Below are 12,753 nucleotides of genomic sequence, written 5' to 3'. Positions count from 1 at the left end.
TTCGCGATATTTGTAGGACGGATAAAGTGCTAAACACCGCCATCCGGCCTACATAAAGGCGTTATTTAACGAACTCTTCACCCAGGGTGATATCTTTCTTCAGCGTATCCAGCATACCTTCCAGCGAGCTCTGCTCAAATGCGCTCAGCTTGCCGATAGACTGGCGTTCTTCTACGCCGTTTTTACCCAACAGCAGCGGCTGAGAGAAGAATCGAGCATACTGGCCGTCGCCTTCAACGTAAGCACATTCAACCACGCCTTTTTCGCCGCTCAGCGCGCGAACCAGTGACAGGCCGAAACGTGCTGCAGCCTGACCCATAGACAGGGTTGCAGATCCGCCACCGGCTTTAGCTTCCACAACTTCAGTACCCGCATTCTGGATACGTTTGGTCAGGTCAGCCGCTTCTTGCTCAGTGAAGCTCACGCCAGGGATTTGTGACAGCAGCGGGAGAATGGTCACGCCAGAGTGGCCGCCAATAACCGGGACTTCAACGTCACCAGGCTGCTTGCCTTTCAGTTCCGCAACAAAGGTGTTGGAGCGGATGATGTCCAGCGTGGTCACGCCAAACAGTTTGTTCTTATCGTATACGCCTGCTTTTTTCAGCACTTCTGCAGCGATAGCAACGGTCGTGTTCACCGGGTTGGTGATGATACCGATACATGCTTTCGGGCAGGTTTTAGCAACCTGCTGCACCAGGTTCTTCACGATACCGGCGTTAACGTTGAACAGGTCGGAACGATCCATACCCGGTTTACGTGCGACACCCGCAGAGATCAGTACCACATCAGCACCTTCCAGTGCAGGGGTAGCGTCTTCGCCGCTGAAGCCTTTGATTTTCACAGCAGTAGGGATATGGCTCAAATCAACGGCCACGCCAGGCGTTACTGGAGCGATGTCGTACAGGGAGAGTTCTGAACCTGAAGGCAGTTGGGTTTTTAACAGTAATGCTAGCGCCTGACCGATACCACCAGCAGCGCCGAGGACTGCAACTTTCATCCTAAACTCCTTATTATATTGATAAGCAAAGTGTCTATTGCTCCGCGGCGGCGACCTTAATTCACAAATCCAACGAATACAACAACCACGCGTCAAGAATGCGTAGTCACGCAAATTTGGCTTTTATGCATTTAACTTACGTAAAATAAAACCTAAGTTACGTAATTCAAAACCACCCGCACAGTAGAGCAACTTTCCAACAGGTGCTGACAATATACCCTACCCACCTCTCAAAACAACATCAATTTGATAACATTTAATTTACTTTTAACCTTATTTGCGAGCCGTGACACAGGCATGTTTCTTGATAACGAAATTTGATAAAATTCCGCTCTTTCATAACATTATTTCAGCCTTGAACAAGGCAGACTGTTTGCATAAAAATTCATCTGTATGCACAATAATGTTGTTTCTACCGCCATATTACGGGTGACTTATGCGAAGCTCGGCAAAACAAGAAGAATTAGTAAAGGCGTTTAAAGCGCTGCTTAAAGAAGAAAAGTTCAGCTCTCAGGGCGAAATCGTCCTCGCGTTGCAGGATCAGGGCTTTGATAATATCAATCAGTCCAAGGTTTCTCGCATGCTGACCAAGTTCGGCGCCGTGCGTACCCGCAATGCGAAAATGGAAATGGTGTACTGCCTGCCGGCAGAGTTAGGGGTACCTACAACATCCAGTCCACTGAAAAATCTGGTATTGGATATCGATTACAACGATGCAGTTGTGGTTATTCATACCAGCCCTGGTGCTGCTCAGTTGATTGCACGTCTGCTGGACTCATTAGGTAAAGCGGAAGGGATTCTGGGTACAATTGCCGGTGACGATACCATCTTCACCACCCCAGCTAAGGGTTTTACGGTAAAAGATTTGTACGAAGCCATTCTGGAACTGTTTGAACAAGAGCTGTAATACTTCCTCCCCGTCGCCTCGCGGCGGGGGAAAAACCTCTGTTTCCACCCTCCTCCCTCTATTATCCACTGTCATTGATTTAACAAATGGTGCGTTTAACCGTCAAAAGTCATTCACATAGCGAATATGAAGAGTTAAAAACGCACATTTTGCAAAAATTCATATCTCAATGATTTAATTGAATTTATTATAAAATTGATGTTTAAAACCCTATTTTTAATTCTGTTTGGTTATAAAAAATATTTTTCTTAATACTTAATCCGCATGGAAACAATTAGCGTGGTATTAATTTATCGAGTGATTAGTGTATACTTGATTTTGTGATGAGGGTCACGAAACGCAGACCCCAATAAAAGAATTCGACGAGGTAAATATCATGAAAATCAAAACAACTATTGCAACCTTAAGCCTTCTTTCTGTTCTCTCTTTCGGTGCAAGCGCCGCAGTGACTCAGGTGAACTCACAAGAAGCACAGAACCTGCAATCCATGGGCAGCATCTCCGTATCTCAGATCGGTAGCTCACCAATGGACATGCGTCAGGCCATCGCCGCTAAAGCTGAAAAAGCGGGTGCCAGCAGCTATCGCGTCACCGAACTCCGTGAAGGCGCTCACTGGCACGCGACTGCAGAACTCTACAAATAAACCCTCGTCGTCTAGTCCGACGACTTGCCCCCGCCTGCCGGGGGCTTTTTTATGCCTTACATTGAGTGACGAACGTTAAAGCGCAGCTGTCCTTCCAGCTCTTCTTCCGCTTCATCGAACAGTAAAATCAGCGCGCCGTATCGCCTGCGTAGCTTGTCCGGCAAATGAACAAATTCAATCTCCAGCGGCAGCGGTAAAACGTCCCCGATAACCACCTCCCACAGAGAATCTAAATCAACCACCTTTTCCCGGGCGAGACCGAACGCGCGCGTAAACTCACGGTAGAAATCCCCCTGGTCTTCTATCTCGTCAAAATCAAATGTATAGATGTTCATCTATAGCCACCATCCCGACGCCAGTCACTCTACAGACCATCAATATGCAGGAACCTCCTGCATTTTCAGGTAAGTATAGCCATAAAAAAACCGACGCCTTTAGCGTCGGTTTCCAACTCTTAATTACTGGTCAGCGCATGCTGGTATTTGTGCAGCATCCCGCTAAGTCGTTTTACCGGCTCGGTCACCTGCGGTGGCGCTTGCCAGATGATTAATTTCTCCTGATAGATCTCAAGCTCTTCCAGCAGTTGGCTAAAGTAGCGTCGGCGCTTGTCGTCGTTGCCTGCGGAAATCACGTGATCCGCAGTGCGACGAAGCTGGCGATGGAACGTGGATAGATCCTCGTTTACCGGTATCGGCGCATCGCGCAGGCGCTGATGCGCAATGATCATCGTCAGCGCCAGGCGAAACTTCGCCAGGTCGCCGGGAAATTTGTTCATCAGCAAAAACAGCTGCTGATAAAGCGCCGGGAGATGGTTTTCTTTACGACGTACCACGTTGGTAGTCATCGCTGAAACCGCCGCCGAGACAAACTGGTTGAGCAACACGCGACCCGTTCTGTCACGAGAGTTATCGCGCACCAACAGAATGACGATAAATGCCAGCACGCAGCCAACAATCTGCCCCAGCGCACTGTCAAGGAACTGGCTAAAGTGGAAGGTCATCGGGTTATCCAGCACGATGATATTAATAGTGCTGGCCAGCGCCCCCATTGATCCCAGCCGTCGTTTCTGTACCTCTATACCCAGAAAGAACCCCAGCACCGCCAGGCTCAGGCACAGTAACAACATGCTTTGTTGCGTATTGGGGATAATCACCAGGAAATAGAGCGCCCCGAGCGGTAACGCCGCCAACGTACCGTAAATAAAGTCTATCGCCACCATGCGCGGGTTGGGCAAACGCATTGCCAGCGAAGTGACAACCGCAATCATCACCATTGCGCCGCTGCCGGAGGTCCATCCGGTCCACAGCCAGAATAAAGTTCCCAGCACACAAGAAAGCGTGGTGCGCCAGAAGTTGACCATCGCATGATGGCGCTCGGCAGACTCCACCTTCACTACTGGCTCACCTTGCAGGATCTCTTCTTCCGTGGCGCTAATTTTGGTATTACTCACTACACCGCGTTTGAGCAACAAGTAGCGCGTCGCGGCGCCTGCCCAACTATATATCGTGATCGGCGTTTCGCGTTCGCCGGTCCAGGCAATCACCCGCCGCATCCGCTTCAACTGTTTATGAACATCCTGCACCGTTTCAACCGGCATATTGAACAACTCGCGGAAGGTATCAGTGATCAGTTCGGGTCGAGTGTTCTGAATAAGATAGGTTTCGCAGGACTGCGTGATGAGCGTGAGTGACAGCGTGTTCAATGCTTTGAGCCTGCGGTTAGCCCGCCCCCAACGTGAGGACTCCATATTCAGGTTACTTCGCATGCCTTCCAGTGCCGCCGTACGCCGGACTAAATCGCCCCAGGCTTTGTCCACTTCTTCACTGTCACCATGCTTAATGCACAGCTGCATAAGCTGATACTGCGCCACCAGCAGGCTATCCAGTTCGACATCAATCTCCTGTTTCACCGAACGGGGCGAAAAGAGCAGATCGGCCACAATAGCACAGACAATCCCCATCACTATTTCACTACAGCGTTCGAGCGCAAATTGCGGCGTCAGCAGCGGTTCAGCCTGAATGGTAATGACGATGATCAGCGCCGTATAGCCCGAAAGTCCCCAGGCATAGGAGTTTTCGATCTTCACAAGCGACGAGATCCAGGTACAAAAACCGGCCCAGATACAACACACCAGGATCATCAATAACGGGGCGCGGATCATGCTGATGATAATGATCAGTGCAGCAATACAGCCGATAAATGTCCCAACAATACGCAGCATGCCGCGATAGCGTATAGCACCAGAATAGGGCTCTCCGCCAGCGGCAAAGGCCGGGCCAGCCGCCACAATGGCGGCGGTCAGCACTGCCCAGCGCGGGGTCTCAAGTTGGAAGTGAAAGCCAACGAACAGCGCCAGTACAATCGCGCACGCCAGTTTTACCGCAAAGCGGATATGCTGGTTGGCAATAGAGAAAATGCCCATCACGATTAGCCAAACTCGCGCAGGCGATGCGCCATTTTACGGAAGAAGGATTCCCGGCTTGCATCGCGATCCTGCTTGCCGGTAATGACGACGGTAGCCGTAGTCCCCGCAGGCCACAGGGTTCCCTGCTGCTCATCAAGACGAATTCGCACCGGTACACGCTGCGCCAGACGCACCCATTCAAGATTGGAATCAATGGTCGCCATACCCTTTGCGTCCCGCGTGCTGCTGGCATTCGTTACACCAGCCGCCACGCTATCAACGGTGCCCTTCAGCACATGATTACTGCCCAGCGGGGTGATCTCTGCGCGATACCCAGGGCGGACGCCTTCCAGCTTGGTTTCTTCCATATAGGCCAGCACATAAAAAGAATGCTGTTTGACCAACGCCACCGCCGTAGAGCCGCGAGTAATAAATTCGCCGCTGTAGACGTTCAGGTTAGTCACCCAGCCATCTGCTGGCGCGCGAATGACGGTACGTTCCAGATCTAATTTCGCCAGGTCGCGGGTCGCCTGCGCCTTCGCAAGCTGGTGTAATACGGTTTGCAGGACATTGTTTGACTGGTCGATCTCCTCACGAGACATAGCCTGCACGCCCAGCCGGTTACGACGGCTGGCCTCCTGGCGTTTTTCCTGTGATAACACCTGATAGTAGGCGACGTCTGCTTCCGCTTCTTCGAGCGCTTTTTTATAGCGCGGCTGATCGATGGTAAACAGAACCTGGTCTTTCTTCACCAGTTGATTATCATGAACGTTGACGTTAGTGATAAGCCCGGCGACATCCGGGGCTATTGCCACAACGTCGGCGCTGAAGCGCGCATCACGCGTCCACGGCGACTCGGTGTAGAACACCCATGCGCGGAAAATGGCGATGAAGGCCAGAATGACCAGTACGAGAGTCGTGGCCGTACGGGAGAGTTTTCTTGTTAGTGTTTTCACTTCAACCTCAAACGAACAGGCGCGTTATTAAATAGAACAGGCAGCAATACAGCGCGGTGTTAAACAGAGCCGGGTGCCAGACAAAATCATAGATGCCAGTTGGAACCAGTACCCGGCGCACCAGCCAGAAAATCGCCAGTGACAAAAGTAATTCGAAAAAAATCGGTGGGAAGGACAGACCAAACACCACGATAACGGGAAACAGACTCATGTTGACCTTGGTAGCTTAAGAGAGTGCAGGTGATAGATTTTCTAGCGTATGTCACCGCAGAGAAGGGCAAGGATGAGCCAGGCGAGAGCGACATAGCTGTTATTTGAATAATAATATATTAACGTAACTGTTATGCTGTTATCTATATTATGTGATCTAAATCACTTTTAAGTCAGAGTGAACAATGGAACGATTAAAACGTATGTCGGTGTTTGCCAAAGTTGTCGAACTGGGCTCCTTCACCGCCGCCGCAAGACAGCTACAAATGAGCGTTTCATCGATAAGCCAGACGGTCTCTAAACTGGAAGATGAGCTACAGGTCAAGCTGCTAAACCGCAGCACACGCAGCATTGGGCTAACCGAAGCCGGTAAAATTTATTATCAGGGTTGCCGCCGGATGCTGCACGAAGCACAGGATGTTCACGAACAGCTTTATGCCTTTAACAACACGCCCATCGGCACCTTGCGCATTGGCTGTTCTTCAACCATGGCACAAAATGTCCTCGCTGGGTTGACCGCAACGATGCTGAAAGAGTATCCAGGATTGACGGTAAATCTGGTAACAGGCATCCCGGCACCGGATTTAATCGCCGACGGTCTGGACGTGGTTATTCGCGTCGGCGCGTTGCAGGACTCCAGCCTGTTTTCACGTCGCCTGGGAACCATGCCGATGGTGGTCTGCGCCGCTAAAAGCTATCTCGCGCAATTTGGCGTGCCGGAAAAACCCGCCGATCTCAGCAACCACTCGTGGCTGGAATACAGCGTGCGCCCGGATAATGAATTCGAACTTATCGCTCCGGAAGGGATCTCTACCCGCCTGATCCCAGAAGGGCGCTTCGTGACTAACGATCCGATGACGCTGGTGCGCTGGCTGGCCGCAGGCGCGGGCATTGCCTATGTGCCGCTGATGTGGGTGATCAATGAGATCAATCGTGGCGAAGTGGAGATCCTGCTGCCCCGCTACCAGTCGGATCCACGTCCGGTCTATGCGCTGTATACCGAAAAAGACAAACTACCGCTCAAGGTCCAGGTGGTGATTAACTATCTGACAGATTATTTTGTCGATGTGGCGCAGCTGTTTCAGGGGATGTACGGCCGGGGCAAAGAGAAATAAAAAAGCCCGGTAGCGCTTTGCTTACCGGGCCTACATTCAGTGCCAACGCACATTCCAGGCCGGATACGCTGAGCGTTATCCGGCGACCGGGTCGTTACGCGGTGCCACCTACGGTCAAGTTATCCACCTTCAGCGTCGGCTGGCCCACGCCCACCGGCAAGCTCTGTCCTTCTTTACCGCAAACGCCAACCCCGTTATCCAGTTTCAGGTCGTTACCCACCATCGAAATCTGCTGCATCGCTTCGATACCGGAGCCAATCAGCGTTGCGCCTTTCACCGGTTTGGTCACTTTACCGTTTTCAATCAGATACGCTTCGGACGTCGAGAATACAAATTTCCCGGAGGTGATATCCACCTGACCGCCGCCAAAGTTAGGCGCATAAATACCGTATTCAACGGATTCGATGATTTCCTGCGGCGTGGATTTCCCCGGCAGCATATAGGTGTTGGTCATACGCGGCATCGGCAGGTGCGCGTAAGATTCACGGCGACCGTTACCCGTTGGCGCTACGCCCATCAGGCGCGCATTCAGTTTGTCCTGCATGTAGCCTTTCAGAATGCCGTTTTCGATCAGCACGTTGTACTGACCCGGTGTCCCTTCGTCATCGATAGCCACGGAACCACGACGGTCCGCCATTGTGCCATCATCCACAACGGTACACAGTTCTGACGCCACCAGCTCACCCATGTGACCGCTGAATACCGAGGTGCCACGGCGGTTAAAATCACCTTCCAGACCATGACCGACCGCTTCATGCAGCAGAACACCAGGCCAGCCAGCGCCGAGTACTACCGGCAGCGTACCAGCAGGCGCTGCTACCGCGGACAGATTGACTAACGCCATGCGTACGGCCTCTTTCGCCCACGCGTCGGCACGGACTTCACCATCGAGGTCGCCAAGGAAATAGTCATAGCCAAAACGACCGCCGCCACCGCTGGCGCCGCGCTCACGCTTACCGTCCTCTTCGACCTGTACGCTTACGGACAAACGTACCAGCGGGCGGACGTCAGCGGCCAGCGTACCATCAGTCGCGGCCACCAGGATCAGTTCATAAACACCGGTCAGGCTGGCGGTCACTTCCTGGACGCGTTTGTCGGCGGCACGGGCCACGTTGTCTACGCGGCGCAGGATATCGAGTTTTTCTTCGCGGCTCATGCTCTGCAACGGATCAACCGAGGTGTAAAGCGCCTGATGCTCCACGGCCCCCAGCGTTTTTACTTTGCCGTCACCGTTGTCACGCACGATAGTACGCGCGGCATGAGCGCTTTGTTCCAGCGCCAACAGGCTAATCTGGTCTGCATAGGCAAACCCTGTTTTCTCGCCGCTGATGGCGCGCACGCCAACGCCCTGATCGATATTGTAAGAACCATCTTTAATGATGCGGTCTTCTAAAACCCAGGATTCGTGATAGCTCGACTGAAAATAGAGATCGCCGTAATCAAGACGGCGTTCGGCCAGTTGGCCCAGGATGGCAAACAGATCCTGATGTTTCAGGCCATTTGCCGCTAGCAATTGTTCACTTACCAGGTTCAGACTCATCGTTTTGATTACTCATTTAATTCTGCCGGATAGCGGAAAAAACGCCTTATCCGGCCTACGTTGTTAGGCTGCTGTAGGCCGGATAAGCGCTGCGCCATCCGGCAATACTATGTACTGAGATTGGGGCAATTACTCGCCCCCGTCAAATCATTGCTGGCTTTCTTTGCGCGGCTGACGCAGAACTTCGTTAATTTGCGGCTTATCGACCGGACCAGTGATGCGATAGCGCAGAATTGAGACTTTGCTCCACAGCGGCCCCAGTACCTTACTGGCGGCAAACACCGCCGCACCAACAATCGGGTTGACGGCAAACGCGGCGGCAACCCCTACGGTGGCAGATATTTCTGGTGCGACGATGGCTTCCATGTCCAGCTCCCGGCGTACCAGGTTCACCGAGCCTTTCATCGCAATGTCGGCTTCCAGACCATCCACCAGCGTGTCGTCGGTATGCATCACGCCATCTTTGATCCACGCCGTGCTGCGAATCGAGTCGAAATAGAAGCCTTCGCTGAAGGTGTCGCTAAAATCAAAGCGCAGTTTACGCAGTAACGCATCGAAGCTTAGCAGACGTAACAGTTGCCCCGCATGTCCGGTACTGAGTTCGGTAAGTTCGCCTTTGCCCAGCCGGGTACGCAAAATACCATTCAGCGAGGCTACATCAGGATCCCACGGCGGATTACGCCAATGCAGATCATACTCCACGTTGAATGAAGAATTGCGAATCGGCGTTGATACGCCAAAGAAACCGGCTGCGGAGTCAATTTTATTGCCGCTCAGTTTACCCTTCAGCGACGTTCGCTCCTTGCCCGGCGCATTCACCCACACGCCGTCGGTGGTCAGTCTGGCAAAACCCGTATCCAACAGACCGTTACTCAAGGTGAGCGTGTCGCCTTTAATCGCTACATCGGCGTCAATGCGCCCGTATTTCTGTCCCCACATCCAGCACTCGGCACAGCGCAGCTGAAGGTCCGGCCAGCCACGGAAGCTGACGTTGTCGATGGCTGAGAACGGAGAGGCTGGCGTACTATTTTGTGACGGTTTTGCCGCGCTTGGGTTGTAATAAAGATACTTAATATTGGCCAGCCACGGCGCATTATTGCGCATAGCCAGCGTGGCGTTAATTTCACGGCCCTGCGCCTGCACGGTGGAGCCATTGCTCGCAGGCTCAGAAACGATACTCAAATTATTCCACTGTTGACCGCCCAGGGATAACGATGGCGTACGCACCGTGATGCGCTGCGGGAAGTTAGCGTTGCTGCCCACGTTATCCACAGCGCCTTTCTGGAATAACGCCAGCCATTGCGCGCCATCCATAGGGGGAAGATTAAGCTCTATGCCTTGTTGATCGGGTAACGCTGGCACGGTGCGGCTTTCCGACGCCCAGATTGCGCGGTCAAGCGTCAGTTTCTGATTCAGCAGCCAGCGGCTATTAAAATGATTCTTGCTGCCAGCGTTGCCGGTCAGATCAAAGCTGCGCAGATTGCCGTTGGCCTTAACGTTCACCGGCAACGCCTCACCGGCCGCCTTATTCAGCGGAGAAGGTAAGTGACTACTTACATTCTTGAGGTCGCCCTTTAACTCAACGTTGTAGGTCGGCCCGGCATGATACGGAAGATCGATTCCTACCTTGCCATTCCACGCTATGCTGCCATTCAACGCGTCGTTGACCTGCGTCGGTAAAATCCCCATGCGGCTTGGCTGCCAGTCACCTTGCAGATTCACGGCTACCTGATAGGCTTTCGCCCCTTCGGTCGTGGAAAAGTCGACGTTCAGCGGCTGATTAAACCAGTTCGCGGTCATCGGCTCGCTCTTCAGATCGCCGTTGATAAAGCTGAATTTACCATTCAAATTCTTCAGCGTGCTGTCGAGCGGTTTAATAAACAGGCTGTTATTACGCAGGTTGACGTCACCTTTGGCGGTAACCAGCGAGCCGTCTAACGGAATATCAAGATGTAAGCGAGCATTCACATCGCCGTCAATCTGCAACTGCTCAAGCGTAGCGCCGAGTGAATCCTTCAATGGCGTCTCATCAAAATAAGGTCTAACCGCCTTGCCCGGCCCGTTGATGTCGGCATCAATCAGCAGTTTTTCTTTGGCATAGTCGGGGATGTTAGCCGTCAGATTACTGGCCTTCACACCGCCCAGATTAACGCTATCGGTCTTCATCCACAGACCGTCGTTAATGAAGTTCAGTTCAATATTAAGGTCAGTCAGCGCGGGCCAGTCGGGCTGGAAAGCAAACTTCGCATTGCGAAGCGGCACCAGTACCTGGAACTGCCCTTCATTGTGTAGATACGGGAACAGATGCGGGTCGCCGCCATACACCAACGTGGCGTTATCCGCTTCGCCGCCCTGAATAGCGCCGCTGAGGTAATCAACAAGCTCTTTGCCCATCAGGTTTTCCGGGAAGTAACGCCAGGCCTGAGAGCCATCGTCGGTGCTGATACCTGCCAGAATGCCCAACCATGGCTCGTCATTGGCGGGCTGCAGATAGCGAAAACCACCGCGTGCGTGTACCGCTTTCGCTTTAACATCAATATTGCGCCCATCTAACTGGAAACCTTTATCATTCTTCAGCCAGCTTAGCGTCGCTACGCCGTCCTCTATTTCCAGCGGTGCGCGAAAGACGGTTTCATACGGCATTTTAGCTTGCTTCATGGAAGCAGTGAGCGCCCCGTTTTCAACGCTGCCCGCAAGCCTACCGGAGAAATGCTCTGCCCCTGGCAGCAGCTTCCACTGTTTCCAGGCCAAATTGGTCCACGAGGACTGGAAGCGGGTTTTTTCTGTTGCCTGTAACGGGATATCCAGCGCCAGCACATCTATTTTGCCGCTCGGCTGCGTGGCCCGCCAGATATCACCCAGCGCAGGCGATAACTTGGCCGCCATCGGACGCAGCCCTTCTAACCCGGCCAGCTCCAGATTGCTGGCGCGGATGCGTAGCTCGTCGCTGCGTTTGTTATTCTCGCCGCCGACTTCCTGTTCAGGGATCCAGGCCAGCGCTAACGCCCCGCTTGGCCAGGGTTTATCATCCATCGTGATACGGGTATCGGGAATGGAGAATTGCCAGCCCGACTGCTCGCGGCTGATGTGCGCCGTCAGGTTATCGACGGAGAGCGTGTGCGTACGATTCTCTCCCAGCCAACTTGCCCCACCTTTTTTCAGCCAGACATCGCCGCCGGAAACGACGCCTTTTCTGATCGTCATCCATGCTTCCAGGCTAAAACGCGCGGTTTGCAACGCGACATTATCCTGCATCCATTTACCCAGCCACGGCTTGACGTCGATATCGTCGGCCTGCAGCCAGACCCGACCGTTATTCAACAGCCCGTTGTCATCACGCAGATCCATTCGAACCTGCATAACACCGTGCTGCCCGGTCAAACTGGAGAGACTGACCTGGCCTTCAGCGCGATGCCGATTTTTACCGTTAAGCCAGGTAAGCTGTGGGATCGCCAGTTCTGCACGCTGGCCTGAGAGGGTTAAAAAGCTAATCTGGCTGTCGCGTAGATCGAAATGATCAAACTGACGCAGGAAGAGATCGCTCAGGTGGCCGGCTTCAATTCCATCACCGCTTTCGCTGCGCTGGATGGGGGTATTGGTACGCAGTTGCAACTGCCAGAAGGTGAGATCGCGAAACTGCCAGCGCATGTGCAGCAAGCTTTGCCAGACATCCAGCGCTAATGTGACCCGCTTTACCGAAAATTCACCGCCATCTTTAAGCTGCGCATGGATATCGCGCGCTTCAAGAGTAGGCCCGAAATTTTGCCAGCTAGCGGAAAGTTGGCTGGCGGAGACGGGCAGACCGGTGGCGGATTCAATCTTGCCAAGGATGACCGGACGCCAGCTATCAAGATGAGGTAGCGCAAGGCGCAGCCCACTGACCAGCAGCGCTGCGATGACAACGAATGCGGCTCCAGTGAGCAGTAATATCCCCGGCAATCGCCTCACGCGCCTCTCCTTGTCTACCAAAAAATGTGACTC

At 53.0% G+C, this 12,753-nt stretch carries 10 protein-coding genes; 3 read left to right on the top strand and 7 right to left on the bottom strand.

The window, feature by feature from the left end:
- Window positions 1–61 precede the first annotated feature (61 nt).
- The gene (gene mdh, locus GFC06_RS06880; RefSeq protein ID WP_008785953.1) at window positions 62–997 is read right to left on the bottom strand and encodes a malate dehydrogenase; all 936 of its coding nucleotides are present in this window, start codon (window positions 995–997) and stop codon (window positions 62–64) included.
- A gap of 436 nt (window positions 998–1,433) precedes the next feature.
- Here mdh and argR point away from each other — a divergent pair, with 436 nt between their 5' ends.
- Window positions 1,434–1,904, top strand: a complete 471-nt coding sequence (argR, locus tag GFC06_RS06875) for a transcriptional regulator ArgR (protein ID WP_003025162.1) — start codon at window positions 1,434–1,436, stop codon at window positions 1,902–1,904.
- Between the two features lie 376 nt (window positions 1,905–2,280).
- Window positions 2,281–2,547, top strand: coding sequence for a peroxide/acid stress response protein YhcN (gene yhcN / locus GFC06_RS06870; protein ID WP_003025165.1), 267 nt, complete (start codon window positions 2,281–2,283; stop codon window positions 2,545–2,547).
- Window positions 2,548–2,603: 56 nt separating this feature from the next.
- Here the strand turns inward: yhcN and GFC06_RS06865 are convergent, their stop codons facing one another.
- From GFC06_RS06865 to aaeX, 4 genes are all read right to left on the bottom strand, one after another.
- Window positions 2,604–2,882, bottom strand: coding sequence for a barstar family protein (locus GFC06_RS06865; protein WP_016154709.1), 279 nt, complete (start codon window positions 2,880–2,882; stop codon window positions 2,604–2,606).
- 119 nt (window positions 2,883–3,001) lie between these two features.
- Window positions 3,002–4,969 (bottom strand): p-hydroxybenzoic acid efflux pump subunit AaeB, encoded by a 1,968-nt coding sequence (aaeB, locus tag GFC06_RS06860; protein ID WP_153689972.1) that lies wholly within the window; start codon window positions 4,967–4,969, stop codon window positions 3,002–3,004.
- A 5-nt stretch (window positions 4,970–4,974) separates the two neighbouring features.
- A complete protein-coding gene (gene aaeA, locus GFC06_RS06855) occupies window positions 4,975–5,907 on the bottom strand; it encodes a p-hydroxybenzoic acid efflux pump subunit AaeA (RefSeq protein WP_016154711.1) in 933 nt (310 codons plus the stop codon).
- Between the two features lie 7 nt (window positions 5,908–5,914).
- On the bottom strand, window positions 5,915–6,118 hold the full coding sequence (gene aaeX, locus GFC06_RS06850; protein ID WP_003025177.1) for a p-hydroxybenzoic acid efflux pump operon protein AaeX: 204 nt from the start codon (window positions 6,116–6,118) through the stop codon (window positions 5,915–5,917).
- Between the two features lie 184 nt (window positions 6,119–6,302).
- Between aaeX and aaeR the strand changes: the two genes are divergently transcribed.
- Window positions 6,303–7,232 (top strand): HTH-type transcriptional activator AaeR, encoded by a 930-nt coding sequence (aaeR, locus tag GFC06_RS06845; RefSeq protein WP_016157586.1) that lies wholly within the window; start codon window positions 6,303–6,305, stop codon window positions 7,230–7,232.
- 94 nt (window positions 7,233–7,326) lie between these two features.
- Here aaeR and tldD read toward each other — a convergent pair whose 3' ends face one another.
- Window positions 7,327–8,772, bottom strand: a complete 1,446-nt coding sequence (gene tldD, locus GFC06_RS06840; protein WP_016154713.1) for a metalloprotease TldD — start codon at window positions 8,770–8,772, stop codon at window positions 7,327–7,329.
- A gap of 147 nt (window positions 8,773–8,919) precedes the next feature.
- Window positions 8,920–12,720, bottom strand: a complete 3,801-nt coding sequence (gene yhdP, locus GFC06_RS06835; RefSeq protein WP_153689971.1) for an AsmA2 domain-containing protein YhdP — start codon at window positions 12,718–12,720, stop codon at window positions 8,920–8,922.
- Window positions 12,721–12,753 lie beyond the last annotated feature (33 nt).

This window comes from Citrobacter braakii, from assembly GCF_009648935.1.
GTDB classification, from domain to species: Bacteria; Pseudomonadota; Gammaproteobacteria; order Enterobacterales; family Enterobacteriaceae; genus Citrobacter; species Citrobacter braakii.
The sequence above is the reverse complement of the archived record's forward strand: the minus strand, read 5'-3'. Positions and strand labels throughout refer to the sequence as shown.

What these genes read in the sequence shown, in the direction of transcription:
- mdh (WP_008785953.1), bottom strand. Translation starts at nt 997, where the DNA reads ATGAAAGTTGCAGTCCTCGGCGCTGCTGGTGGTATCGGTCAGGCGCTA.
- argR (WP_003025162.1), top strand. Translation starts at nt 1,434, where the DNA reads ATGCGAAGCTCGGCAAAACAAGAAGAATTAGTAAAGGCGTTTAAAGCG.
- yhcN (WP_003025165.1), top strand. Translation starts at nt 2,281, where the DNA reads ATGAAAATCAAAACAACTATTGCAACCTTAAGCCTTCTTTCTGTTCTC.
- GFC06_RS06865 (WP_016154709.1), bottom strand. Translation starts at nt 2,882, where the DNA reads ATGAACATCTATACATTTGATTTTGACGAGATAGAAGACCAGGGGGAT.
- aaeB (WP_153689972.1), bottom strand. Translation starts at nt 4,969, where the DNA reads ATGGGCATTTTCTCTATTGCCAACCAGCATATCCGCTTTGCGGTAAAA.
- aaeX (WP_003025177.1), bottom strand. Translation starts at nt 6,118, where the DNA reads ATGAGTCTGTTTCCCGTTATCGTGGTGTTTGGTCTGTCCTTCCCACCG.
- aaeR (WP_016157586.1), top strand. Translation starts at nt 6,303, where the DNA reads ATGGAACGATTAAAACGTATGTCGGTGTTTGCCAAAGTTGTCGAACTG.
- tldD (WP_016154713.1), bottom strand. Translation starts at nt 8,772, where the DNA reads ATGAGTCTGAACCTGGTAAGTGAACAATTGCTAGCGGCAAATGGCCTG.